This window comes from Azospirillum sp. TSH20 (genome assembly GCF_003115935.1).
GTDB lineage: Bacteria > Pseudomonadota > Alphaproteobacteria > Azospirillales > Azospirillaceae > Azospirillum.
The window spans coordinates 98,460-124,011 of record NZ_LGQU01000136.1 but is presented as its reverse complement, the minus strand read 5'-3'; the positions used below and the strand labels follow the sequence as shown (position 1 = coordinate 124,011).

At 69.3% G+C, this 25,552-nt stretch carries 19 protein-coding genes; 8 read left to right on the top strand and 11 right to left on the bottom strand.

Annotation, left to right across the window (positions count from 1 at the left end):
- Positions 1 to 2,253 (top strand): tetratricopeptide repeat protein (locus TSH20_RS30520; RefSeq protein WP_146207501.1); only part of this gene is annotated, 2,253 nt, incomplete at its 5' end.
- A gap of 123 nt (positions 2,254 to 2,376) precedes the next feature.
- Here the strand turns inward: TSH20_RS30520 and TSH20_RS30515 are convergent.
- The 3 genes from TSH20_RS30515 to TSH20_RS30505 form a co-directional block, all read right to left on the bottom strand.
- Complete coding sequence (locus tag TSH20_RS30515; protein WP_042694032.1) at positions 2,377 to 2,556, bottom strand: YdcH family protein; 180 nt, start codon at positions 2,554 to 2,556, stop codon at positions 2,377 to 2,379.
- A 233-nt stretch (positions 2,557 to 2,789) separates the two neighbouring features.
- Positions 2,790 to 3,479, bottom strand: coding sequence for a tetratricopeptide repeat protein (locus TSH20_RS30510; RefSeq protein ID WP_109156077.1), 690 nt, complete (start codon positions 3,477 to 3,479; stop codon positions 2,790 to 2,792).
- Positions 3,479 to 7,039, bottom strand: a complete 3,561-nt coding sequence (locus TSH20_RS30505; RefSeq protein WP_109156078.1) for a tetratricopeptide repeat protein — start codon at positions 7,037 to 7,039, stop codon at positions 3,479 to 3,481. The genes TSH20_RS30510 and TSH20_RS30505 overlap by 1 nt, the downstream gene beginning before the upstream one ends.
- A 150-nt stretch (positions 7,040 to 7,189) precedes the next feature.
- Between TSH20_RS30505 and TSH20_RS30500 the strand changes: the two genes are divergently transcribed.
- Entirely contained in the window at positions 7,190 to 8,443 is a 1,254-nt protein-coding gene (locus tag TSH20_RS30500) for a tetratricopeptide repeat protein (protein WP_109156079.1), read from the top strand.
- On the opposite strand, the gene TSH20_RS30495 is transcribed toward TSH20_RS30500, so the two are convergent.
- On the bottom strand, positions 8,440 to 9,342 hold the full coding sequence (locus TSH20_RS30495) for a tetratricopeptide repeat protein (protein ID WP_109156080.1): 903 nt from the start codon (positions 9,340 to 9,342) through the stop codon (positions 8,440 to 8,442). The genes TSH20_RS30500 and TSH20_RS30495 overlap by 4 nt on opposite strands.
- 211 nt (positions 9,343 to 9,553) lie before the next feature.
- Between TSH20_RS30495 and TSH20_RS35145 the strand changes: the two genes are divergently transcribed.
- Together TSH20_RS35145 and TSH20_RS30485 are read left to right on the top strand one after the other, a co-directional pair.
- The gene (locus TSH20_RS35145) at positions 9,554 to 10,153 is read left to right on the top strand and encodes a hypothetical protein (protein ID WP_158282094.1); all 600 of its coding nucleotides are present in this window, start codon (positions 9,554 to 9,556) and stop codon (positions 10,151 to 10,153) included.
- A gap of 45 nt (positions 10,154 to 10,198) precedes the next feature.
- The gene (locus TSH20_RS30485) at positions 10,199 to 10,399 is read left to right on the top strand and encodes a putative motility protein (RefSeq protein ID WP_146205356.1); all 201 of its coding nucleotides are present in this window, start codon (positions 10,199 to 10,201) and stop codon (positions 10,397 to 10,399) included.
- A gap of 45 nt (positions 10,400 to 10,444) precedes the next feature.
- Here the strand turns inward: TSH20_RS30485 and TSH20_RS30480 are convergent, their stop codons facing one another.
- Positions 10,445 to 10,861 (bottom strand): flagellar basal body rod C-terminal domain-containing protein, encoded by a 417-nt coding sequence (locus TSH20_RS30480; RefSeq protein ID WP_109156082.1) that lies wholly within the window; start codon positions 10,859 to 10,861, stop codon positions 10,445 to 10,447.
- 310 nt (positions 10,862 to 11,171) lie between these two features.
- On the opposite strand from TSH20_RS30480, the gene TSH20_RS30475 reads away from it, so the two are divergent.
- Entirely contained in the window at positions 11,172 to 12,005 is an 834-nt protein-coding gene (locus TSH20_RS30475) for a protein phosphatase 2C domain-containing protein (protein WP_109156083.1), read from the top strand.
- Positions 12,006 to 12,014: 9 nt separating this feature from the next.
- Here the strand turns inward: TSH20_RS30475 and TSH20_RS34775 are convergent, their stop codons facing one another.
- Positions 12,015 to 13,625 (bottom strand): serine/threonine protein kinase, encoded by a 1,611-nt coding sequence (locus tag TSH20_RS34775; RefSeq protein WP_146205357.1) that lies wholly within the window; start codon positions 13,623 to 13,625, stop codon positions 12,015 to 12,017.
- A 213-nt stretch (positions 13,626 to 13,838) separates the two neighbouring features.
- Here TSH20_RS34775 and TSH20_RS30455 point away from each other — a divergent pair, with 213 nt between their 5' ends.
- Positions 13,839 to 15,500, top strand: a complete 1,662-nt coding sequence (locus tag TSH20_RS30455) for an alpha-amylase family glycosyl hydrolase (protein WP_247871236.1) — start codon at positions 13,839 to 13,841, stop codon at positions 15,498 to 15,500.
- A 151-nt stretch (positions 15,501 to 15,651) separates the two neighbouring features.
- Positions 15,652 to 16,752: a TRAP transporter substrate-binding protein gene (locus tag TSH20_RS30450; RefSeq protein ID WP_109156088.1), complete on the top strand. Its 1,101-nt coding sequence runs from the start codon at positions 15,652 to 15,654 to the stop codon at positions 16,750 to 16,752.
- Positions 16,753 to 16,827: 75 nt separating this feature from the next.
- On the opposite strand, the gene TSH20_RS30445 is transcribed toward TSH20_RS30450, so the two are convergent.
- The 4 genes from TSH20_RS30445 to TSH20_RS30430 all read right to left on the bottom strand — a co-directional run bounded on the left by TSH20_RS30445 (position 16,828) and on the right by TSH20_RS30430 (position 24,712).
- Complete coding sequence (locus TSH20_RS30445; protein ID WP_109156089.1) at positions 16,828 to 18,876, bottom strand: hypothetical protein; 2,049 nt, start codon at positions 18,874 to 18,876, stop codon at positions 16,828 to 16,830.
- Complete coding sequence (gene flgK / locus TSH20_RS30440) at positions 18,873 to 20,282, bottom strand: flagellar hook-associated protein FlgK (RefSeq protein ID WP_109156090.1); 1,410 nt, start codon at positions 20,280 to 20,282, stop codon at positions 18,873 to 18,875. Before flgK ends, TSH20_RS30445 begins: the two co-directional genes overlap by 4 nt.
- A 114-nt stretch (positions 20,283 to 20,396) precedes the next feature.
- A complete protein-coding gene (locus TSH20_RS30435) occupies positions 20,397 to 23,030 on the bottom strand; it encodes a flagellar hook-basal body complex protein (protein WP_109156091.1) in 2,634 nt (877 codons plus the stop codon).
- A gap of 209 nt (positions 23,031 to 23,239) precedes the next feature.
- Positions 23,240 to 24,712: a tetratricopeptide repeat protein gene (locus TSH20_RS30430; protein WP_109156092.1), complete on the bottom strand. Its 1,473-nt coding sequence runs from the start codon at positions 24,710 to 24,712 to the stop codon at positions 23,240 to 23,242.
- An 82-nt stretch (positions 24,713 to 24,794) separates the two neighbouring features.
- Between TSH20_RS30430 and TSH20_RS30425 the strand changes: the two genes are divergently transcribed.
- The gene (locus TSH20_RS30425) at positions 24,795 to 25,133 is read left to right on the top strand and encodes a DUF1491 family protein (protein ID WP_109156093.1); all 339 of its coding nucleotides are present in this window, start codon (positions 24,795 to 24,797) and stop codon (positions 25,131 to 25,133) included.
- A gap of 8 nt (positions 25,134 to 25,141) precedes the next feature.
- Here the strand turns inward: TSH20_RS30425 and TSH20_RS30420 are convergent, their stop codons facing one another.
- Positions 25,142 to 25,552 (bottom strand): hypothetical protein, encoded by a 411-nt coding sequence (locus tag TSH20_RS30420; RefSeq protein ID WP_109156094.1) that lies wholly within the window; start codon positions 25,550 to 25,552, stop codon positions 25,142 to 25,144.

Below are 25,552 nucleotides of genomic sequence, written 5' to 3'. Positions count from 1 at the left end.
TGGCGGGAGCGGCTGGCGGCGCTGGGGCCCGGCTTGCGTGTCGGCATCGGCTGGCGCAGCCAGCTGATGACCGCCGATCGCAAGGCCGCCTATGTGCTGCTGGAGCATTGGGGGCCGCTGTTCGCCATCCCCGGACTGGTGTTCGTCAACCTGCAATATGGCGACTGCGAGGCCGAGTTGCGGACGGCGGAAGAACGCTTCGGCGTCACCATCCATCGCTGGGCCGACCTGGACCTGAAGGACGATTTCGACGGCGCGGCTGCACTGACCGCCAACCTGGATCTGGTGATCTCGCCGGCGATGTCGGCGGGGGAGCTGGCGGGTGCGTTGGGTGTGCCGGTCTGGCGCTTCGGCACCCGCGATTGGACGCAGCTGGGCACCGGCGTCCGGCCCTGGTTCCCGACCATGCGCCTGTTCCAGCCCAGGCCGGGCGAGGGGCTGGAGGCGGCGCTGGTCCAGATGGCGAAGCTGTTGCGGGCCACCGCATCGCCGCGCGGGAGGGGGAGGATGCCTGCCGGGGTGCCTGCCGGGGCAGGGGATGGCGAGACCGCGGACCCCGACCCGGACCGGCTTCTGGAGCAGGCGGTCGCCGCCCATCGCGCCGGTTCCTTCGTTGCGGCAGCCCCCCTTTACGAGCGGGTGCTGGCCCACCGCCCGCGGGATCCGGTGGCGCTCCATCTGTCCGGCCTGCTCGCCCACCAGACGGGCAGGCCGGAACGCGGTGAAGCGCGCATCGCCGCGGCGGTCGCCGCCGCCCCGGAGTATGCGACGGCGCATATCAGCCTGGGGAACGTTCGTCTGGCTCTCGGACGGGCAGGACCGGCCGCCGCCGGTTTCCGGACCGCCCTGGCGCTCCAGCCCGGCAATGCCGCGGCCCTGACCAACCTCGGCAATGCGCTTGACGCGCTGGAGCGGAGCGGGGCTGCCGTGCCGCTCCACCGGCGGGCGACCGCCGCCGACCCCGACCTTGCGGAGGCGTATGACAATCTGGGCGCGGCCCTCGCCCGGCTCGGCCGCTGGGGCGAGGCGGAGCGGGCGCATGCCCAGGCGCTCCGGCGGGCACCGGCGCTGGAGGCTGGTTGGGTGAACCTGTCGGTGGCGCTGCGGCGCCTTGGCCGGCTGGACGCCGCGGAGCGGGCGGGCCGCCGCGCCCTGGCGCTCGCCCCCGCCCTGGCCGACGGCATGGCGAACCGCGGCCGGCTGCTGCGCGAGATGGGGGACGACGGCGCGGCGGCTTTGTGGTGCGGCCGTGCGCTGGTGGCTGAACCGGGCCACGCGGCGGCGGCCTTCAATGCCGGGGTTCTCAATCTCACCGCCGGCCGGCTGGCGTCGGGATGGGAAGGCTATGACCGGCGGTTCGACACGCGCGACCTGACGTCCGCCGCCCGCCGCCCGGCCGTCCCGCTCTGGACGGGCGGCGACCTGTCGGGCAAGCGCCTGCTGGTCTGGCGCGAGCAGGGGATCGGCGACGAGCTGATGTTCGCCCAGCGCCTGCCCCAACTGATCGCCCGCGCCGGCCGGGAGGGGGGGCGCATCGCGGTGGAATGCGACCCGCGCTTCGTCCCGCTGTTCGCCCGCTCCTTCCCGCAGGCGACGGTACGGGCGGTACCGGCCACGCCGGCCGAACCGGTGCCGGATGCCGATTGCCATGTCCCTATCGGATCGCTGTCGCGCCATCTGGGCGCTACCCTGGCAGGCTTCGCCGGGCTGGAGCCCGCTTTGCGTGCCGATCCGGCGGCCGTCGACGGCTGGCGTCGGCGGCTGGCCGGACTGGGAGAGGGCTTGCGGGTCGGCATCGCCTGGCGCAGCGGCCAGCTCGATCCGGACCGCATGCCCGATTATACGCGGATCGAGGATTGGCGGCCGGTGCTGACCCTGCCGGGGCTTGTTCCGGTCAATCTGCAATATGGCGACTGCGGGGCCGAACTGGCTGTGGCACGGGAAGCGTTCGGCCGTGCACCGCATGCCTTCCCCGACCTCGACCTGCGCGACGACCTCGACGGCACGGCGGCGCTGATGTCGGCCCTGGATCTGGTGATCTCGCCCGCCACCTCCACCGGAGAGCTGGCGGCGGCACTGGGCGTGCCGGTCTGGCGGCTGGCACGGACGGGCGACTGGACGATGCTCGGCACCGCGGTGCGGCCCTGGTTCCGGTCGATGCGTCTGTTCCGGACCGGCCCCGGCCAACGGGTCGCCGATCTGCTGCCGACGGTGGCGGCGGAGCTTGCGCGTCCCGGTCGGGCCATCGGCTGAAAGAAGCCTGCCATCAAAAAATCGGGCATTAAAAAAGCCGGGTGAGGCGATCCGCCTCAACCCGGCCTTTTCGAACCCCTGTTCAAGGGTGGTGTCTGAAGGTCAATGCTGTGATTGGGGGGATTAATTCATCGGGCCGGTGCGCGTCAGGCGGTCGATCTCTTCCTTGACGTGCAGCTTTTCGAGCTTGAGGCGCTTCACTGCGCTCTCATCCGGCCAGGAGCGCTTTTCCTCGTCGAGGATCGCCCGGTCCAGGCGCATGTGCTTGTCTTGCAGAGACGAAAGGCGAGCTTCAGTGTGCATGAGTCGCTCTCCATAGGATCAGTCCGCGTCCCGCCGCAATGTGACGGGCCGGTGACAACAGTGTTCACTCATCCGAAGCGCCGAACAACCCTAATCTTGCGTTTTATGCGGTCAAACCATGCGAAAAAATGCCCCAACCGTTCAGACGTATGACAGTGGGTCGCAGGGGTGGGATCTTGAAATCATTTCGCGCAACACCATCCGGAGGTAAGCCGACCTTTCGAACCAAAGGGTTATGTCGCCGGTGGAGGCCCCCCTGCGGCGGTGACGGCGACGATGGCGGAGAGCGACCGGCGTGCCTCCGCGTGGCCGGGCTGAATCACCAGCGCATGGCGATACCACCCGGCCGCCTCGCCGCCGCGCCCCATCCGCTGGAGGAGCCCGGCCAGCCGCAAGGCCACCGACGGGACCGTCGGGTCGAGGCGGGCGGACCAGCGCAGGACCTCCACCGCGTCGTCCGCGAGGCCTATGCCGTCCAGCGCGATGCCCCACTGGTGAAGCACCGCCGGACCGGCCCCGACCAGCGCCGCCCGGCCATAGGCGGTGGCCGCCGCAGCGGCATGACCGCCCTCGCGCTCGGCATGTCCCAGCCCTTCCAGCGCCGTCAGCATGGCGGGGGCGAGCGCGAGGGCGTGGCGGAAGCGGCCGGCCGCCGCCTCGGGTCGGCGCAGCGCGCGCAGAATCTTGCCATGGTTGACCGCCGCCTCGGTCTCCGTCGGCTCCTGTGCCAGCGCCCGGCGGAGCAGCCCGTCGGCCTCCTCCAGCCGGCCGAGCTGGGCGACCAGCAATCCGGCCCGATGCAGGGCCTCCACCTCGGCCGGCTCGATGGAGAGGATGCGGCGGTAGAGCCCTTCCGCCTCTTCGAATTCGCCGGTCTGGTGACGGTCGAACGCTTCGGCAAGCAGGGTGCGAAGGTCGGTCATCAGGCCGGCGCCAGTTCCGCCAGCGCGCGCACCGCCTGCCGGGCGGCGGCGGCCAGTCCTTCACCCACCGGCGGTTGGATCAGCCGCATCGACGGGAACCACGGCCGCACGCCCGTTCCCATCTGCGTCCAGTCGCGGGTGCCGAGCCGCCAGACCGGGACGCCCATGGCGCCGGCCAGTTCCCCGACCGCCGTGGCCGGCGAGATCACCAGATCCAGGTTGGCGATCAGGGCCGCCACCCCTTCGAAATCGTCCTTCAGGTCCAGGTCGTCCCAGCGGTGCAGACGCCGCGTCGCCGTTTCCACCTGTGCCAGTTCGGCGCGGCAGTCGCCATATTGCAGCATGACCACGCTGACGCCGGCCAGATCGAGCAGCGCGGTCCAGTCGGCCAGACCGGTATAGGCGGCGGCGCGCTGGGCGGTGACGATCTGGCTGCGCCATGCCAGCCCCACCTTCAGGCCGGGCAGGGCAGCCAGCCGGTCGCGCCACAGGGCGAGACGGCCGGGATCGGGGTGCAGATAGGCCGGACGGACGGGGAAGCGGTCCACCCGGTCGCGGACCAGGGCGGGCAGGGTGCCGGCCGGCATCTGCAGATCGCAATCCGGCGGGTCCACCGTCTCCCGCCCGGCGGCGTCCGCCGTCTCCGCCCGCACCGTCACCCACGGGAAGGAGCGGGCGAACAGGCTGACCAGCCGCCGGTCGCATTCGACCGTGACCGGACCGTCCAGCCCCTGCAGGGCGTCGAAGCAGGAGGCGAACAGGATTTCGTCGCCCACCCCCTGTTCCGACCAGGCCAGCAGCCGCCGGCCCCGCAACGGTTCCCCCGTCCAGACCGGCCGGTCGATGCGGCGCGCCCGCTGCAACTGACGGGCGGAGAAGCGGCGGCCATAGCCGGCCCAGCCCTCGGCGATCCGCCCGTCGGCAAGGTCCAGCAGGCCGAGGTTCCAGGCCGCCAGCGCGAAGTCCGGGTCGATCCGCAGCGCGCGGCGCAGATGGGTCTTCGCCTCCTCCGGACGGCCGGCCAGCGTGGCCATGGTGGCGAGGTTGTTGGCGGCGTCGGCGGATCCGGGCTGCAGGGCCAGCGCCCGCCGGTAATGGCCGTTCGCCTCCGCCATGCGCCCCATCAGCTCGCAGGCATGGCCGAGATTGGCGTGGGCCGGCAGATGCTCCGGCTGGAGGGCGATGCAGCGGCGATGCAGCTTCACGGCCTCCTCCACCCGCCCGCAGGTCTGGTGAACGAGGCCGAGATGGGTCAGCGCCTCGGCAAAGGCGGGGTGCAGGGCCAGCGCGCGGGTGAAGGCGCGGGCGGACTCGGCATGGCGCTTGTCGGCTTCCTGCACCAGTCCCAGATGGTTCCAGGCCTGGGGGAAGGCCGGGTCGGTCCGCAACGCTGCGCCGATCAGGGCGAGCGCCTCGTCGTTCCGTCCGGTCTGGTGCATCAGCAATCCCAGAAGATGCAGCGCATCGGCATGGCCGGGCGCTTCTCGTCCGGGATCGGCGGCGATGGCGGCGCGATAGGCGGCCTCCGCCTCCGCCAGCCGGCCGGCGCGATGAAGGTCGGCGGCCCGGTTCAGCAGAGCGTCGAACTCGGGTTCCGGCTCAGGCTCGGGCTCCGGCGACGCCGCGACCACCGGCACGGACTCCGGCACCGGTCCTGGCGTGGTGGCCCGCAAGGTGTCCGCCATCGCCCGGATCGTCGCTTCCAGCCCCTCGCCCGGCTTGGGCTGGAACAGGCGCATGGTCGGGAACCAGGGGCGTGTGCCGGTGCCCAGTTGCGTCCAGTCGCGGGAGCCGAAGCGCCAGACCGGCACGCCGAGCGCACCCGCCAGTTCCCCCGCCGACATCGCCGGCGAGATCACCAGATCCAGGTTCGCCGTGAGCGCCGCCGTGCCGTCGAAATCGTCCTTCAGGTCCAGGTCGGTCCAGCGGTGGATGGTGACGCCGAAACGCTCTTCCGCCGTCCGCAGTTCCGCCTCGCAGTCGCCATATTGCAGATTGACGAACAGCAGTCCGGGGACGGCGAACAGCGGTCCCCAATGCTCCAGCAGCACGTAGGCGGCCTTGCGCTCCACCGTCATCAACTGGCTGCGCCAGCCGATGCCGATCCGCAAGCCGGGCCCCAGCGCCGCCAGCCGCTCCCGCCAGCGCTCCACCAGCCCCGGGTCCGCCGCCAGCCAGGGCCCCTGCGGCTCGAAGGCGGACAGGCTGCCGCGCAGCAGCTCCGGCAGGTCGCCGGCGGAAATTTGCAGGTCGCAGTCGGGCGGAACGATGGTTTCGCGCGGGATCTCGCTGAAAGCGTCACCGGTGCAGCTTTCGGCCCGCACCGTAGCCTTGGGGAAGGAGCGGCGGAACAGCGGAACCAGACGCGGGTCGCATTCGATGGTGACCGGCCCGCCCGCCCAGGCGACGACGTCCGGATAGCAGGACGCGAAGAGGAATTCGTCGCCCACCCCCTGCTCGCGCCACACCAGCAGCCGCTTGCCGCGCAACAGCTGGCCACCCCAGCGTGGGATGTCGAAGCGCCGGTCGGGCAGCGTCTCTCCGGCCGCGAAGCGCCGCTCATACCCCGCCCAGCCGCGCGTCAGGTCGCCGTGACGCAACGCCAGGAGCGACAGGTTGTAGATCGCGGTGGCAAGGTCGGGCTGTTGGGCCAGCGCCTCCTCGAAGCAGGCCGCTGCCTCGTCAAAGCGCCCCAGTGCCTGCAGCGAGTTGCCGAGGTTGTAACGCGCCTCCACGAACTCCGGATGAAGCTCCAGCGCCTGCCGATGGCACAGTTCCGCCTGATCGGGACGGCCCAGCCGTTTCAGCACGCTGCCGAGATTGTTCAGCGCCGCGCTGTGGCGCGGGTTGCGCTTCAGCGCCTGACGATAGGCGATCTCCGCGCTTTCCAGGGCGCCCTTCTGCTGCAGGACGGCGCCCAGATTGTAGTGGGCGGTGGCGTCGTCCGGACGCTGCCGGGTCACCAGCCGGTGCTGGGCGATGGCCTCGTCCAGCCGTCCGCTCATCGCCAGCGCATCGCCCAGGTTGTTGTGCGCCTCCACCATGCCCGGCACCAGCCGCACGGCGTGGTCCAGCGCCGTCACCGCATCGCCATGGCGATGGTGCGCAGTGTGGCCGTTGCCGAGATTGTACCAGGCCTTGGCATAGTCGGGCTTCAGCGCCAGCGCGGCGGCGAAGGCCCGTTCCGCCTCGTCATGGTGGCCGAGGACGGCCAGGGCGTTGCCCAGATTGTGTCGGCGCTGCGCCCCTTGCGGGTCCAGGGTGGCGGCGTTTCGGTGGGCCTGCACCGCGTCGTCCGGCCGGCCGGCGGCGGACAGCGCGCTGCCCAGATTGTCCCAATAGTCGGCGACGCCCTTCACCTGCGCCAGCGCCTTGCCGATCTGGGTCACCGCCTCCTCCGCACGGCCCGACTGCAGGGCTACCACCCCCAGAAGATGCAGGGCGTCGGCATTGCGCGGGTCCGCCCTCAGCACCGCGCGATAACCGCGCTCCGCCTCGGCGAGGCGCCCGGCCTGATGGTGTGCCACGGCCTGCGCCAGCATGTTGGTGTGCTTCGCCACGTTCCGGCCCCGTCCCTGACTGTCCGCACCCTCAAAGGGAGTGCCATCATCGGGGGATCACGGTAAAGATGCCATTGATAAAGATGACATTGATGTCGGCGCCAAATCGGCCGGTGCAGGCGCCGGCGACGGGAAAGAGGAGAGCACGCGATGGCAGGGTCACGCTTGTCCTTGCGCGGTGGACTGCGGGGAGCCGCCGTGGCGCCGGCGGTCAGGCTCAGCCGGCAGGCGGACGCGCTGGCAGCGGCCGGCAACGCGGCGGGGGCGGAGCCGCTCTATGCGCGGGCGCTGGAGGCCGATCCGACCCTAGCGGGGACCCACAACAACCACGGCAACGCCCTGCGCGCTCTCGGCCGCCTGCAGGAGGCCGCCGCCGCCTACCGCGCCGCCGTCGCCCATGGACTGCATGAGGGGATGGCGCACTACAACCTCGGCTCCGTCCTGCGGCAGGCGGAGCGGCATGGCGAGGCCGACGATGCGTTCCGCCAGTCCCTGGCTCTGCGGCCGGACCATGCGGAGGCGTGGAACAACCGCGGAAACCTGCTGCGCGACCTCGGCCGCTTCGGCGAGGCGGCGATCGGCTACCGGCGGGCGCTGGCCCTGCGGCCGGACTGGGCCGACGCCCACGACAATCTCGGTGCCGTGCTCTATCTGCTGCACGAGCAGGGCTGGGTGGAGGAAGCGGCGGTGCTGGCCCGGCAGTGGCGACGCGACCATCCCGCCAACCCGCTGGCCCGCCACATCGGCGCCGCCATCGCCGGGGAGGAGGCCGATGCGCGCGCCCCCGACGACTATGTGCGCCAGACCTTCGACCTGTTCGCCGAGGAGTTCGACCGCAAGCTGGCGGAGCTGGATTACCGCGCGCCGTCGCTGCTCGCCGGCCTGCTGGCGGAGGAGGAGCGGCGCAGCGGCCTGGACGTGCTCGACGCCGGCTGCGGCACCGGGCTGTGCGCCGCCTCGCTCCGGCCCTATGCCCGCCGGCTGGTCGGCGTCGACCTGTCGGACGGCATGCTGGACCGCGCCCGCGCCCGCGGCCTGTATGACGAACTGAAGGCGGCCGAACTGGTCGGCTTCCTTGCCGAGCGGCCGGGCGCCTTCGACCTCGTCATCGCCGCCGACGTCTTCTGTTACTTCGGCGTCCTCGACGAGGCGTTCGCTGCTGCCCGCGCGGCGCTTCGCCCCGGCGGCCGGCTGGCCTTCACGGTGGAGGAGCTGGAGCCGGCCGACGGACGGCCCCACCGCGTCGCCACCCACGGCCGCTATGCCCATGCCGAGGCTTATATCCGGGCGGCGGTGGCGGGGGCCGGGCTCGCGATCCGGCGCTGCGACCATGACCGGCTGCGCTACGAAAGCGGCGAGCCGGTGATGGGGCTGGTGGTGCTGGCGGAACGGCCCGCCGCTTAGCGGGGCCGGCGCGGCCGGCGGGCGGACGGCGGTTTCGCCGCCGCTGTCGGTTGGGATGGGGCCGGCGGCGGCTGGGCCAGCGCATCGGCCTCTTCGCCACGGCCCAGCGCCCGCAAGGCCAGGGATAGCGTGTCGCGGGGCGCGGGATGGGCCGGGTCGATGCGCACGGCGTGGCGCAGCGGGGCCAGGGCCGCCTCCGCCCGGTTGGTGGCGGCAAGCGCGATGCCGAGGTTGAGCGCGGCCGACAGGAAATCCGGCACCAGCGCCAGAGCGTTGCGGAAGGCGATCACCGAATCCGCGCGCAGCCCGGCGGCGAACAGGGCGTTGCCCAGCAGGAAGGCGATGTCGACATCCCGCGGGTCGAGTGCGGCGGCCCGGATCAGGTCGGCCAGGGCCGGCGTCACCTGCCCCGATTCCAGCCGCAGCCGCCCGCGCGCGTGCAGCAGGTCGACCAGTTTTTCCCGCGCCGGCCCAAGTGCCGGTTCGATCCGCAAGGCACGCTCCAGCAACCCGGCGGCGGTATCGACGGCTGCCGCATCGCCGCGGCCATGGCGGGCGAAGGCGCGGTCGGTCCAGGCCTCGGCGAAATCGGGGCGCAGGGCCAATGCGCGGCGATAGCCCAACTCCGCCTCGTCCAGGCGATCCAGGCCGCGCAGCAGGTTGGCGCGGTTGGCGTGGATGTCCGCCGCCTCCGGCCGCAGGGCCAGCGCCTTGTCGATCAGCGTCAGGCCGAACTCGCCGCGGCCGATCTGGCCGGCCAGGACGCCGAGGTAATGCAGGGCGTCCGGCTGTTCCGGCTCGGCATCGAGGATGCGGGTGTAGAGCTCCTGCGCCTCGCCGAAGCGGCCGGCAAGATGAAGGTCGAGCGCCAGCGTCAAGGCTTCGAGGATCGTGGCCATGACTCAACGCTTTAGGACGGCCGGTGCCGTCGCTGCAAGCCCGCCCGCGCGGAAATCCGGATTTTCGCCATGAGTATGCCCGTATCGCGAAACCACATTTCGCCGAATGGGTTAGATGTGCCAACCCAAATAAGAGTAAAGAAAGCCTTTACGCGTTGCCGGGGTTACGGTAATTTAATGTTCAACTCTCACCAATTCGGATAAGCCGGTCATGAACGTGGCGGCAGCCACATCGACGGTCTCGCGGCCGTTCGCCTTCATGACGCCCCGCGGCAGCGATGCCGTAGAAACAGGGGCAGGCACCCGGACTCCGACCGCATCCGCGCTTGCCGATCCCCAGCCGGATGCCGGCGGCGCCGATCCGCTGGTCAATCGATTCCCGACCATCGCCTTCAGCTTCGACACCGACGCCTCGCGGCTGGTGATGCTGTACCGCGACCCGGCCAACGGGAAAACGGTGTCGCAGATCCCGACCGAAGCGGCACTGAAGCAGTACAAGGAAGCCCAGCAGAAGGAGAAGATCGCGGAACGCGCGTCGCTTCTGAAGCTGACTGTGGGCGGGGATGGGAACGGGAGTGGGCAAGCGGGCCGCCAGTCTGCGGCCTATGGTCGCGGCGGTTCCGGCGCTTCGCCGGCCGCCGGCACCGGATTCTCTGCCGGAACGGGGATTTCGACCTCCGCCCTTTCCGCCCCAACCGCCGCCCCGGTTGCGCTTGTGCCTTCCGCCACGTCGTCCTCCGTGGCACAATCATCCTCGACCACCACCGGTTCCGCCGGCGGATTTGCCGCGCGGGTGAATGTGGTCATCTGAGGACGCTCTCTTCGCGGGGCGCTATTTCCGGGGGCTGGGATGGGCATGGACGTCACGTCGTCGACCGCAGGCGCGGCGATCGCTCTGAAGCAGGCGCAGAACCAGATGAATTTCGGCGTGAAGGCGCTGAGCCAGAACGCCGATCAGCAGCAGGCGACCGTCGCCGCGCTGGTCCAGCCGGAGGGTGGCTCCGGCGGCGGCAACGTCACGCCGACACGCGGCCAGAATCTGAACATCACAGTCTGATCTGAACATCACAGTCTGAACCCGTCCGCAAGCACCCCCGGCCGCTCAGACTTTCGAGTCGAGCAGAGACGTCAGCATTTCATCCTGTGTGCGGGCGACCGCAACGTTGGCGCCATAGGCGCGGCTGGCGGCCATCTGGTTGACGCGCTCGGCCGCCAGATCGACGTTGGGCGCCGCCACCATTCCGTCGCCGTTGGCCGCACTGTCGTCCGGCGCATATTCCTGCAGATAGGCCGGCGTGATCGGCGTGAAGGTCGCGCGCGTCCCGGGATTGGCATCGGTCTGGGCGACCGCCAGCGGCTGGTAGGGCGCGCGCTTGCCCTCTGCCGCCCCATCGGTCGTGCCGCCGGTCACGGGAACCGCCCCGGTGGAGCGGACATTGGCGACGTTGGAGGCCGAGGCGTCCAGCCGCCGCGTCTGGGCGGTCAGGCCGCTGAGCGCGATTCCGATGCTGGCGGCCATGACGGTCCATCCTTCGTCCGCTGGGAATGGGCAAAGTCTACCACATCAATTTTCCAAGGCCAGCCGGGTGATGCCCGCGCGGTTGCGCCGTGCGATCATCGGCAGAGGTAATCGGCGGGCCGGTACAATCGCCGGGTATAATCGCCGCTGTATCTTTCGGGGTGCTTGCGCCATTATCGGACAAACCGCCGCCGCTCCCTTCCCGTATTGCCGGGCCTCCCGGTGCTTCCGGTCCCGATGGAGCCGGCCCGAAAATCCGGTCCCAGTATTTATGGGGCCAGACAGTCGCGAGACGGGAGCCGCCGCCTGAATGCCGAACTCAGCCTATGTCCTGACCGTCGCCGGCCTGACCGACGTCGGGCGCACCCGGTCCCGCAACGAGGACAGTTTCCGGGCCAGCAGCGACGGTGAATTCGCGGTCGTCTGCGACGGAATGGGCGGCCATGCCGGCGGCGACATCGCCAGCAGCAAGGCGGTCGAGGTGATCTGCGGTCTTCTGCAGGGTCATGCGCAAGTCGAGCCGATCACGCTGGTGGACGGGATTTCCGTGGCGGACCACGACGATGCCGACCGCACCCTGACCGACCCGGCGGGAGCCGAACCGGCGGTGCGCCTGGCCCTGTCGGTCGCACGGTCGGCGGTGCAGCAGGCAAACCGGTCGATCTTCGATTTGAACACATCCCGCGGATTCGCGCAGGGGCGCGGCATGGGCACCACCGTGGCCGGCGTCTGGCGTGTTCCCGGCACGGCGCAGATGGTCGTGTTCCATGCCGGGGACAGCCGGGTCTATCGCCTGCGCGACGGCGAGTTGCGCACCCTGACCCGCGACCACAGCCTTTACCAGATCTGGCTCGACAACGGCGGGCGGGGGACCGCGCCGCAGCGGAACATCATCGTCCGGGCGCTCGGCACCGCGGAGGATGTGGAGCCGGAGGTCGGCGTGCATTCGCTGATGCCCGAGGACACCATCATGCTCTGTTCCGACGGGCTGAACGGCATGCTGCCGGATGGGCTCATCGCCCGCATCCTGCGGGAGGAGCCGGACCCGGCCCGCGCCGCCGCCGCCCTGGTCGAGGCGGCCAATGCGGCCGGCGGGCAGGACAACGTCACCGTCGTGGTCGGACGCTTCGCCGCGACGGCGTGAGGCCCGTCGTCAGGGGCCGGTGGCGATGAATTGCGCATCCGCCAGCGGGGCAGGGGCGTCGTCCGGTATCGTCGCCAGCGCGTCGGACAGGGCGGCCAGATAGTCGGCCGCCGGCTCCTGTTCCGGCCGTGGGGTTGGGAACAGGGGCGCCGCCGTGGCGATGGTCAGCAGCATCTCGGTGCCGAAGGGCGGGCCGATGGTCCAGTACCGGCCGGACTGCGGCTTGCCGTCCCCGGCCTTTTCATCCCCGGCCTTCTCGCCAAGCCGGCGCGACGCACCCGCGGCCAGCGCCGTTCCGCTGTCCGACGGGTTGGGCAGCAGGTGGACGACGTTGCCGTCGATGGTGAAGTAATCGACCTGCAACTGCACCGGACGGGCGGGCGCCCGGATCTCCAGAACCAGCGGGGCGCCGGCACTGAGATCCGGCCCCTCCAGCACGCTCGCCGCCAACGGTTCCGCCAGCCCGCGATTGGCGTCCAGCGCCGTGGCGACGCTGCCCAGCGGCGCGCAGAACTGCGCATCCGCATTGGCGAGGTCGAAGCCATGGTCCCAGCCGGCGGCAAGCGCCTCGACCGTCTCGCGCACCTCCGTCTCCGCCCGCTCCCCCGCCACCGTCCCGGAAACCAGCAGCCGGCCGCCGGTCTTCTCCACCGTGACCAGTGCGCAGGGGAGGGTGCGCAGCGTCTGTGCGATCTCGGCGACCGGCGGCTGCCTGCTCGCCGCGGGCGGTGAGGGCGGCGCAGAGGGAGTGGCAGCAGGGGGCGGCATGGGCAAGGCAACCGCCGCCGATTCTGCGGCCGGACTCTCGGCCACGGTATGGGGAGGCGATGGCCAATTCAGGAACGTCACGGCAGCCACGACGCCACCCGCCAGAACCGCTCCGCCGGCCCAAAGCGGCCAGCGGGTGGAGCGTACAGGCGCGGCGGCCCGAGGGCGGGGCGCTCCAGTCAGGCCGCTCACCGCAATATGCAGGGACGCAACGTCCGGGAAGGTGCCGCCGTCCCGCAGATCCGCCAGCAAGGCCGCGACCGCCGGCCGGTCCTCATGCCCCACCAGGATCCGTTCCGTCAGCCGGGCGGCGGCCTCCAGATCGTCCTTGTGGTCCGCCCGAGCCGCGGTCAGCGCCGCCCGGCCGAAACCGCCGATCACCGCCGCCGATCCGCTGTGACGGATGGTGTCGGCGGTCAGCGCACCATGCACGACACCAGCCCGGTGTGCGGCACTCAGCGCGTCCAGAATGCGGTCGAGCGTCGCGACCGCCTCGTCCCACGCCAACGGACCGTCGTCCAGCCGCGCGGCGAGCGTCCGGCCTTCCGCTGGCAGGGTGGCGACGAAGGCGGTTCCCGCATGTTCACCGGACGCCAGGATGGCGGGGATCGCCGGGTGGGACAGCCGGGCCGCGGCGGTCGCCATCTGCCGGAACCGCTCCACCCCCGCGGCATCGGCGCACAGGCGGGCCAGCGGCACCGTCCACAGATCCACCGTCTGACCGTTGCCGTCCAGCGCGCGGTGCAGCCGGGCATCGCCGTCCCGACCGATCAGGTCGAGCAGCCGGTAACGGCCAAGCCGCCGCTCCTTCTCCGTCGCCGCCGATTCGGTCGCCGTCCCGCCGCGTCGCATCCCCACTCCCCGAACTGAGCCGCTGGTATAGCCGCAGCGCAGCGCGGCGGCCAAGCCCCAGGACACCCGTCCGGAAGTTTCTGTCCCGATGGCCGATCCCTGCGAAAGGCAGGGTCTTGTGACCACGAACGGCCGGTAACCTTTCGTTAGCCACGACAGGCGACTCTGGCACCGCGAACCGCTTATGCGACCTCCGGCGCGGAGCCTCCTGCCTTGCCCCACACATCCTCCCAGTCCAAACCGTCGGCCCCCAATGCGTCCTGGCTGAACGGGGCGGCGCTCTACCAGATCTATCCGCTGAGCTTCCGCGACCACGGCGGCGACGGGTGGGGCGACCTCGACGGCGTGATCGAGGGGCTGGATCATGTCGCCTCGCTGGGCGTCGATGGGGTGTGGATCAGCCCCTTCTACCCGTCGCCGCGCACCGACTTCGGCTATGACGTCGCCGACCATCGCGCAGTGGACCCGCGCATGGGCAATCTCGCCGTCTTCGACCGGCTGATCGAGCGCGCCCATGGGCTGGGGCTGAAGGTGCTGGTCGATCTGGTCTGCGGCCACACCTCCAACGCCCATCCCTGGTTCGTCGACAGCCGGCGGTCGCGGGACGGCGACAAGTCCGACTGGTATGTCTGGGCCGACGCCAAGCCCGACGGCACCGCGCCCAACAACTGGCTGTCGGTGTTCGGTGGAGCCGCCTGGACCTGGGAGCCGCGACGGCGCCAGTATTACCTGCACCATTTCCTGGCCAGCCAGCCGGCGCTGAACCTGCACCATCCGGCCGTGATGGATGCGCTGTGCGAGACGGCGGAGTTCTGGATGGAGCGCGGCGTCGACGGCTTCCGCATCGATGCCGTCGATTTCTTTGCCCACGACCCGCAGCTGCGCTCCAATCCCGCCGCCATCTGGCGCGAGGCCGAGCCGCCGCTGAAGCCCTTCGCCCTGCAACAGCATGTCTACGACATGATGCACCCGGCCATCGGCAGCATCCTGTCCCGCCTGCGCGGGACGGTGGAGCGCTATCCCGGCCGCGTCCTGCTGGGCGAGCTGTCGAGCCAGCCCGGCGCCGGCCAGCGCATCGCCGCCTACTGCACGCCGCAGGGGCTGCACGCCGCCTACACCCTGTCGCTGGCGAAACAGCCCTTCAGCGCCAGGGGGTTCGCCCAGGCGCTGAGCGCCGCGGGGCGGCCGGAGTCGATCTGCTGGAGCCTGTCCAACCACGATGTGGAGCGCGCCGCCAGCCGCTGGCTGCCCACGGGTGGCGATCCGCAGTCGTTCAACGCCCTTCTGGCGATGCTGGCGGCGGCGCTGCCCGGCACCGTCTGCCTCTATCAAGGGGAGGAACTGGCCCTGCCCAACGCGGTGCTGGAACAGCACCAGCTGCGCGACCCTTTCGGCATCACCTATTGGCCCGACTTCCAGGGCCGCGACGGCAGCCGCACGCCCATGCCCTGGCGCGCCGCCGAGCCCCACGCCGGCTTCTCCGCCGCCGAGCCCTGGCTGCCGGTGCCCGACGCCCATCTCGATCTCGCCGTTGACCGGCAGGAGCGGACCGCCGGCAGCCCGCTGGCGGTGTGGCGTGCGGCACTCTCCCTGCGCCGCGACCTGAAGGCGCTGCGCGCCGGCGCCGTCACCGCCGTGGAGGAGCATGGCGACCTGCTGTCCTTCGAACGGGTGTCAGGGGAGGACCGCCTGCTTGCCGTCTTCAACATGGCCGACCGGCCGGCCGAGTTCGCTCTGCGCGGTCGCGGCGAACTGGAGGATCTGCCTGTCCCGCGCGTTCCGGGCACCCTGCCGCCGGAACTGACCGCCGATGGCCGGACGTTGGTGATGCCGCCGCTGTCGGTCTTCCTGGGACGGCTGCGCACCGCCTCCTGACCCCCTCGAAAGGCAGGCATGCACATTTATGCGATGCAGGGCTTGGCATCGGATGCTTTGTTACACTCTCGCCTAAGTCGCTGTAATTCCCTGATTCATCGCGGGTCAGGGAAATCGTCAGCAATAGCAATAATCTTGCGGAGTAGCGGGAGTGGAAAGAAGAGCGTTTCTCACCAAGGCCGGCGTCGGTGCCGTTTCGACCGTTGCCGCCTCGACCCTCGCGGCCCCGGCCATCGCGCAGACCCAGCCGACCATCCAGTGGCGCCTGGCTTCGAGCTTCCCGAAGAGCACCGACATCCTCGTCGGCACGTCCGAGATGATCGCCAAGCGCGTGTCGGAGGCGACCGACGGCAAGTTCCAGATCCGCGTCCATGCCGCCGGTGAGATCGTCCCCGGCCTGCAGGTGCTGGACGCCGTGCAGAACGGCACCGTCCAGTGCGGCCACACCTGCGGCTACTATTATGTCGGCAAGGATCCGACCTTCGCCTTCGACACCGCCATTCCCTTCGGGCCCAACGCCCGCCAGCAGAATGCCTGGTACCAGTATGGCGGCGGCCAGGAGGTGATGCGCACCTTCTTCGCCAAGCACGGCATCGTCCAGTTCCCGGCGGGCAACACCGGCGCCCAGATGGGCGGCTGGTACCGCAAGGAGATCAAGTCGCTCGCCGACTTCAACGGCCTGAAGATCCGCATCGCCGGCATCACCGGCCAGATCATGGCCAAGCTGGGCGCCGCCCCGACCCAGATCGCCGGCAGCGACATCTACCCGGCGCTGGAAAAGGGCACCATCGACGCCGTCGAGTTCGTCGGCCCCTATGACGACGAGAAGCTGGGCTTCGTCCAGGTCGCCAAATACTACTACTACCCGGGCTGGTGGGAAGGCGGGCCGCAGGTCTCGCTCTACATCAACCAGAAGGAATGGGATGCGCTGCCCAAATCCTATCAGGCGATCCTGACGGCGGCCTGCGCCGAGGCGAACAGCGCGATGACCGCCCGCTACGACGCGGAGAACGCCAAGGCGCTGAAGCGTCTGGTCGCCAAGGGCGCCCTGCTGCGCCCCTATCCGCGCGACCTGATGGAGGCCGCCCACAAGATCGCCTACGAGCTGTACGACGACATCGCGAAGACCAACCCGGACTTCAAGGCCGTCTACGACAGCTGGAAGCCCTTTCTGGACGAGGTGCAGCTGTGGTTCCGCGTGGCGGAGCTGCCCTACGACAACTTCATGCAGTCGGCCGGCCGCGCCAAGTGACGGCGTTCCGGTTCTGACGGGAAACAGGGGGGTGGCCGGTCCGGCCGCCCCCTTTTCTTCTCAGGCCAGCCCCCGTCAGGCCAAATAGTTCAGCAGCGACAGCTTCTGCGTCTGGCCGGCGACGGTATAGGTCGCCTGCTGGACGTTCATCGCGCTGCTCAGCCTGGCCGCGACCTCGGTCTGGTCGATGCCTTCGATCTTGGCGATGCGGTCGGTCACCGTGGCGATCGAGTCCGTGTGGGCGTTCTTGGTGGTTTCCAGCGTGGCGGCGTCGGACGCGACCTTGGCGTGGATCGAGCGGATCTGGTCGGTCGCCTGAGTCAGCATCTCGCGCGCCTGGGTGCTGTACTCCGTCCATTTGCCGGGATTGGCCGCCGCCGTCCGCACCAACTGCATCGCCTTCACCAGGGTCTGGAACGCCTTGTCGTCGGCGCTGACCCCGTATGTCAGGTTCAGGTTGTCGTCGATGGTCACCTGCGACTTGCGGTACGCCTCGGCATTCTTGCCCTTGGTCAGATATTCGGCATCGTAGAAGGGCAGGTCGGGCGGCTCGGCATAGGGCACGTCGATCAGGCTGTCCTGCTCCGGCGGCAGGGTGCCGACCGAGATGGTGTTCTCCAGCGACCCGTTCGTCACCTTGGCGCTGGTCGAGAACAGCGAACTGCGGCCGGGATGGTTTGGGTCGGCGTTGGCCGTGCTGGTCAGGGCGATGCCCGGGCCGTTGCCGACCGCATCGATGGTGACCGGCGGGGCCGGATTCAGGTTGGCGAAATTCTGGCGCAGCTTGTCGGCCACCTGGCTGACATTGTTGACGCCGGCGGCATAGTCGGTGTCGCTGACCGTGTAGCGCACCGTGTAGGTCTGGTAGGGCGGCAGGTCGCGCGGCTCGGTGGGATTCTTCGTGTAGTAGTTCTGGTTGTACGGATCGTCGGGATCGCCGACCGCCACCGTGAACTCGAAGGTATCGCCGATGTCCACCGCCGCACCGTTCAGGGTGAAGCTGTCGATCTGCGGCAGCGCGGTCGTCGGCGCCTGGGTGGTGGTCGGCGCGGTGACGGTGTTCTCCACCGTTGCGGAATTGATGACGCGGGCCGACAGGTCGAACTTCTGCCCCGGATCCTGGCCGACCAGCGTGATGATGCCATTGGAGGTCGAAACCGTCATCGGCAGCGGCGGGCTGGCGGCGTTGATCTGGTTGGTCAGGGTCTGGGCGACGAAGGTCAGCGTCTTCGGATCGGTCCCCTGGATCTGATAGCCGAAGGTCTTGCCGGAAACCGTCACCTCGAAATAATCGTCGGTGTTCACCACGGCGCCGTTCAGCGTGATCTTGCTGGTCTGCTTCGTCGCCATCAGGTCGGTGACCGGTTCCGTCCCGAACCGCGAGCCGGAGAACAGGTAGCGGTCGCCGAAGCGCTGGTTCATCAGCGCCTGGATGTCGCGCATGGCGCCCTCGGCGCGGTCCTTCACCTGATCGGCCTGCGGGAAGGTGACGGAGAAGCTGCTGCTCGCAGACGCCTTCAGCGTGTCGAAGCTGAGATTCAGGATCGCGCCCTCGCCGGGGCCGCCGGAGATGTTGAAGTTGTAGCCCTTGCCGTCGTTGGGCGGGGTGGTGCCCAGGTTGATGGCGCGGGTGGTCTTGCCGCCCAGCCCGTCGGTCACGGTCACGTCGAAGGTGCCATTGGGGCCCTGCTGCGACGGAACCGCGGTGACGGTGTATTTGGCGCCGACCGTCAGCTTCGACTTGGAGGCGTCGACCGACAGCTTCATCCCGTCGGGATTGGTGTTGATCGGCGTGGCGACGCTGGACGGACCCGGCTCGAACGGCATCGTGGTGCTGGAGGTCCAGCTCGACACGATCGATTCCAGCGAGGTCAGCACCTTGTCCGTCGCCTGCACGCGCGGCGCCGCCATGTTGATGTTCTGGACGTAGTTGTCCTTCTTCGCCATCTCCGACCGCAGGTCCAGAAGCTTCTGCACCTCCGGGCCGTAGGCGTTGAGATCGACCGACTTCTTGCCCGTGGTCAGCTGTTCGGACAGTCGGTTGATGTCGTTCTGGCCCCCGGACAGGTTCCGGACAAGGCTCAGATATTTCGAGTAGCTGCTGACTCCCGTTATCGAGCTCATCGGACCACCGCCTCCAGCGCATCGAACATTGCATTGGCCACTTGCATGACCCGTGCCGAAGCCTGGTAGGAGGTCTGGAGCTGCTGCAGCTGGGCGATTTCCTCGTCGATGTTCACGCCCGTCTGCGACTGGTAGCGCTCGCTGAGGAGCTGCATGGAGGCCTTGTTGGACTCGGCGGAGGTGTTGGCCGTCTTGGCCGCGGCCATCCAGGTTCCGGTGATGGCGCTGCCGATGGCGCTGTAGGTGGTGTCCTTCATCTGCAGCCCGTCGGCGTTGAAGCTGCGGCCGGCGGCATTGACCGCCTGGACCATGCCGTCGATGGCGGACTGCTTGATTTTGCTGGTGTTGTCCAGGAGCTTGGGGTTGATCGCGATGGTGAAGCGGTCGGTGCCGGTGAAGAACTGGTTGGCCTGTTCGCCGTCGGCGGCCGGGCTGGCATCGTTGTAGGCGTCGGCGAAGCTGGTGGGCTCGCCCGCCTTGGTCGGGCCGGTGAAGGCCTTGGCGAACTCGTCCAGCTGCGAGCGCAGCTTGCGGATGACCTCGGTCGCCGGGTCGCCGCTGGCCGGCGTCGGCGGCTCGCTGGTCGAGCCGTCCTTGCGCATCTGGATCAGCGAACCCAGCTTGCCGGTGGTCAGGTGATTGTTGATCGAGGTGATCTGATTGCCGACCTGTAGGTTGATGTTGCCGCCGTCATAGGAAAGATTTGCCGGCTGGGCATCGACCAGCGCCAGCCCCGACGGGGTGAAGATTGCCAGCCGGCCGTCCGGCCGCTCCACGGTGCGGATGCCCATGTAGGTGCTCAGCTCGCGCACCAGCCCGTCGCGCTTGTCGGCGACGGCGTTGGCGGCGGACCCCTGGCCCTGCAGCGACACCATGTCGTTGTTGATCGAGTTGATCTGCTTCAGCAGGTCGTTGACGGTGTCGACCGACTTGGTGATGTCGGTCGACATGTCGCGGTCGAGCTGCTCCACGCCCTCCGATACGCGGCGGATCTCGCGCGAGAAGCTTTCGGCCGCCTGGACCAGCTGGTACTGCGCCGTTTCATCTTCCGGCGAGGTCGACAGCGTCTTGATCGCGGCCTGGAACTTGTCCGAATACTCGTTCAGCAGCGGCGTCCCGTTGGTGGTCCGCATCAGGTCGCCCAGCTGCTGCATGTAGGTCGAGGTCACCTGCGATCCGCCGTCGCGCGAGGTCAGATCCATCACCTGCGCCATCAGCGCCTTGTCGACTTCCCGGCGATAGGTCGTGCTGATGACCTGACCGCTGGCGTCCACCGACTGCTGGGCGGTGTGGCGGGTGCGGGTCGGGTCGTTGGCCTGCGCGATGTTGTCCGAAACCAGCTTGACGTTGGTCTGGACCGTGCGCAGCCCGGCCGTGGCACTGTTCAAGGCTGCGAAGAGGGACATGGCAGGAGACCTTTCACGGATCGGGATGGTCGGGGCGGTGCCGGGATGGCCGCCGCCCCCCATTCAGACGATCAGGGAACTGGCGATCAGGTAATCAGAAGGTCAGGGCCGCGCTTAGCGCTTCAGCCCCAGCACTTCCTGAAGCATTTCATCGGACGTGGTGACGATCTTCGCGTTGGCGGAATAGCTCCGCTGGGTGACGATCATCTTGGTGAACTCGTCGGCGATATCGACGTTGGAGCTTTCAACGCTGTTCGCCACCACCGCACCGGCGCCGTTCGTCTCCGGATCGTTGAAGTTCGGCTTGCCGGCCTCTTCGCTCTCGACGAACACGCCGCCGGACTCGCGCTGCAGGGCGTTCGGGTTGTTGAAGGTGATGATCGGCACCTTGGCGATCATCTTCGACCGTCCGTTGTCGTAATTGACCATGACGGTGCCGTTGTCGCCGAACACCACGTCCTTGAACTGCCCGCGTGGCGCGCCGTTCTGGACCAGCTGGGTGACGTTGATCTCCTCGCCGGCATACTGGGTCAGGCCGCCCGGCTTCTGGTACTTGCCGAGGTTCAGCGAGATCTGCTGCGGGCCGAAGCCGTAATCGACCGTGAAGGTGACGTTGGCGTCGGAGCCGGCCGACTGGTTGGCGGCGCTGACCGCCGTGCCGGTGCCGACCAGGGCGGTGGAGATGTTGGTCAGCGTGCCGACCGTTTCCGGCGTCTTGCCGAAGGTCAGGCCGATATGGGCCGGCGTCTGACCGGCGACGGCACTCTGGTCCAGGGTGAACTGATAAGCGGTCGCGTCGCTCACAGACGCCGCAGCATTGCCGGAAACGTCGCCGGTGGACAATACATTGCCAGTCACGCTGGCCGTGCCGCCAATCTGCGTAGCAAAGTACTGAAGAACTTTTTGGGGCGTGTTGTAAGTACTAATGTTCGCGTTATCGAGCGTCAGGGTATGAGTGACACCGTTGGCAGTCACCGAATAGACATCCCCGACGTCAACACTAGAGCCAGTTATGGTTACATCGCCGGTCGCCGTATTCGCAGTCAGAGTATTGGCGTTGGCCGGCGTGGCCGCGGTCTTGGCGGTCACTGTGATGACGCCGCCCTGCGCGGTGGCGGTCACCGGCAGCGAGGTGTTGGAGTTGATCTTGTTCGCCAGCGCCGCGGTGATGTCCTCCATCGTCATCTCTTCGCCGGTGGTGCTGTAGGTCACCGCCGTGCCGTTGATGCTGAGGGTGTACTGCGTGCCGATGTCGCCCGGCGTGCCGGTCAGCGTCACCGTGCGGCTCTGGCGCACGCCGGCCACGCTGGAGACCGACGGCAGCGAGCTCATCGTGTTCACGGACGCGCTGGAGTTGGTCACCGTCGCGCTGGAGGTGACGTTGGTGTTCACCGCATTGGCCTGGATCGACAGGATGTTGCCGGCCGACGACGCGGTGACGCTGGAGCCCAGCGCCTGGTTGATCTTGCCGGCCAGCTGGGACACGACATCGCTCACCGTCGAATAGCTCTGATAGGTGGCGGCGGTCACCGTGTAGCTGATCGGCGTGCCGTTCACGTTGATGGTGAAGGAGTCGCCGACCTCGACCTGCGTCTGCGGGAACTGGAACTTGTCGATTTCACCGGCGCTCGCCGTCGCCGCCGTCGAGGTCTGGGAGACGATGGTGTTGGTGGTGTTGGTGCCGGACACCACGTCGGTGTTCAGCTTGAACGGCGTGCCGGGCTCGCGGGCGGTGACGCGGATCGTCTGGCCCGACGAGGTGGCGAGCACCGACGCCGCCGGCGAGGCGGAGTTGATCTGGTTGGCCAGCGCGCCGGCCAGACCCGAATAGGTCCGGATCGACCCGATGTTGTCCGCCGTGATCTTCAGGCTGTAGTTGGTGCCGTTGACCTTGACCGTATAGGTGTCGCCGATGCGCAGGTTGTCCTGGCCGTTGGTGTTGTTGCCGGCAAGGGTGATGACGTTGACCTGCGCGACCGCGGTCTGGCCGGCGATGTTCTGGCCGAAGGTCACGGTGGCCGGATTGCCGGAGAAGGTGCCGTCGACCGGCTTGGTGTTGGAACCCGGCGCGTCCAGGACCATCCGCCAACTGCTGTCCGCCTGCTGCCGCCACTTGAAATTGACGGTGCGCGGGTTGCCCTGGCTGTCGAAGATCTGGATGCTGCTGTCGGGAATCTTCTCGCCCGGCTTCGGCGTCGCCGGCAGGTTGGCGGCCAGGTCGATGGTGTTGGTCGCCACCGGCTTGTCGATCAGCGAGTTGACCTGGATCGGCGCCACCTGGTCCTTGTGCAGGACGCCCGTCACCGGATCGACCAGCCAGCCGTTCAGGGCATAGCCCGAGCTGTTGACCAGATAGCGGCTCTTGTCCAGTTCGAAGTCGCCGGCGCGGGTGTAGAAGGCGGCCGAGGAGTTGACCGTGCCCGTCTGCGTCTGCACCAGCGTGCTCGACCCCTGGGTCGCCACCTTGGTGACGCTGAAGAAGCCCTGGCCCTGGATGGCGATGTTGGTCGGGCTCTGCACCTGGGTCAGGCTGCCCTGGATGTTGTTCATGAAGACCGGTTGCGCCGTGACCCCGCCCGGCTCGTGCAGGCGCTGGCTGGACTGCAGGACCATCGTCTCGAACGCCGAATCGACACGCTTGTAGCCGATGGTCGAGCTGTTCGCGATGTTGTCCGAGATATGTCCGAGCGCCTTCGACTGGGCATTCAGGCCGAGAACGGCGGTTGTCATCGAACCGAAGATGCTCATGGCCGGGGTCTCCGAAAGAAAGGGCAAAGGTCTTCTGCGCCCTATCTAGCAAGCGGAGTGCCAACTGCCATGCGGTTGGCAACCCATTGTAATCGGCCGATTTTTTACGAGAGCGTCACGGCGGGGCTGGAATTTCCCGGCAGGTAGGAAAGTTTCGCCTAGTGCCGGCAGGCCGGGCGGGCAGAAAGCTCCCGCCGAAGTTGCCGGCCTTAACCCAAGCGCCGGGCGGCGCGGGCGGCTTGCGCCTTCAGCACGGCGGCGGCGGTGCCGAGCGTGGTGGTCCAGTCACCGGGGCGCGGCTGGCGGAACAGCCGAAGCGACGGGTACCAGGGGCTGTCGGCGCGGTCGAGCATCCAGCGCCAGTCCGGCACATGGGGAAGCATCAGCCAGCACGGCACGCCCATCGCCCCGGCCAGATGGGCGATGGCGGTGTCGACCGTCACCAGCAGGTCGAGGTTGGCGAGGATCGCGGCGGTATCGGCGAAATCGCGCACCCGCTCCATCGCGTTCGGGATCGCCACGCCGGGCAGGCGGTTCAGGTCGGCCGCCGCGTCACCGGTCTGCAGGCTGACGAACCGCACCCCCGGCACCGGCAGCAGCGGCGCCAAGGCCGCCACCGGGATCGAGCGGTTGCGGTCGTTGCGGTGCTGCGGGTTGCCGGCCCAGACCAGCCCGACCCGCAGGCCGGCCCCATCCCCGTCCTCCCCGGCCAGCCGGCCGCGCCAGCGGTCGACGTCGCCGGGATCGGGGGCGAGATAGGGCGCGCCGGCGGGGATGGTCTCCAGTTCGGTGCCGAAGGCCCGCGGCAGGCTCATCAGCGGACAATGGAGGTCGTGCGGCGGCGGGTCCTCTCCGCGCACCAGAACCTGGATCGACGATCCCAGGCAGCGGTTGAACAGGCGGTAGAGCAGCAGATGCGTTTCCAGGACCACCCGGCCGCCGCCCTGCGCCGCGATCCGCGCCACCAGCGGGGCATAGCGCACGAACTGGATGGCGTCGCCGTATCCCTGGTCCATGTGCAGCAGGATGGTGGCGCCGCCCGGCGGCTGGCCGGCCCAGGGCGGGCTGGCGAAGCGGTGCCAGCGATGCTCGAACCCCTCCCAACCCGCGCGCAGGTCGCCGCGGACCAGCCGCCCGACCGCGCGCGCCAGATGGGCGTCGCCATTGGCGGGATTGCGTACCAGCACGGCGTCAAAGCAGGCCTCCGCCTCGTCGAAGCGGCGCTGGTCGCGCAGCACGGTCCCGAGATTCAGCAGGGTCGCCGTATGGCCGGGCCGCAGCCGGGCCGCGCGCTCCAGCCAGCGCCGCGCCTCGGGGTAGCGCGCCAGCGCGTGCAGCGAGGCACCCAACGCCTCCAGCGCGTCGCCATCGCCCGGGTCGAGCGCCAGGGCGCGCTGCAGCACCGGTTCCGCCCGCTCCGGCATCTCCGCCGCCCGCAGCGCCGCGCCCAGATGGCCCCAGGGGGCTGCCGCCGTCGGGCGGATCCGAACGGCACGGTCGATCCACCGCACCGCCGCCGCCGCGTCGCCCGTCTGCGCCCGCAGCACGCCCGACAGGTGCAGCGCGTCCGGCTGCGCCGGTTCCGCCGTCAGGATGTGGCGATAGGCGTCGGCCGCCGCTTTGGCATGGCCGGCCATGTGGTGGTTGACGGCGGCGTTCAGAGCGTCCAGGAGTGTTGCCATACCTTCTTCTCTACACCGGCCGGCCGGGCAGGGCGAGAATCGAAAATCACCAAGAGCCCACGATCAGGAGCCTGTCACGGCAATGGACGACCGTCTTCCGACGCATCTCTGGGTTTCCGCCCATATCCGCGCAGCCGACGCCCAGGGCGTGGCGATGACTGTGGTCCGCAAGGGCGATCCCAGCCGCGGCACGGTGATCCTGAAGATCAACCGGCTCGACCGCACCTTCTCCGTATTGGTCCAGACCCGCGAAGCGGATGGCGAGCGGCTGTTCTGGGCGCGCGGCACCGGCACCGATCCGGTGCCGGAGGCCGATGCCGACGCCTACATCGCCCGCCAACTCCGCTACGACCCCGACGTCTGGGTGGTGGAGGTGGAGGACCGCCAAGGCCGCCACTGGTTCGACGGGCCGGTGCGCTGAACAGGCGGTTAGGGCGGTGATTGGGGCGGTGGGCCGATGATGGACAGCCGAATCTCCTTGACCTCATCCGCCGTCGGCGGACGGGACCGGCCGTCATGGGTGGTGATGCGCAGGCGGAGCGCGAGGCGTCCGTCCCGCCAAACCCCGGCCGGCACCGGAATGGTCAGGGTCCCGGCGCCCTGACCACGCTGGGGACCGAAGGGAGCGGCGGCGCCGATGGGCACGCCGTCCGACGTGGCGACCTCCACCGTCTGCCCGCGGGTGAGCGGGCCGAGGGTGACCGCAAGGATGGCGGCCTCGCCCTGCCGCGGCGGATGCGGCAGGGCGAGGACCATCTCCCCATTGACGTCCGGCGTCCCGGACGGGGTCGCCGGCTCCGCGCCCGCGGGCTGGCCCGCCAGGACCAGCAGCGCGAGCAA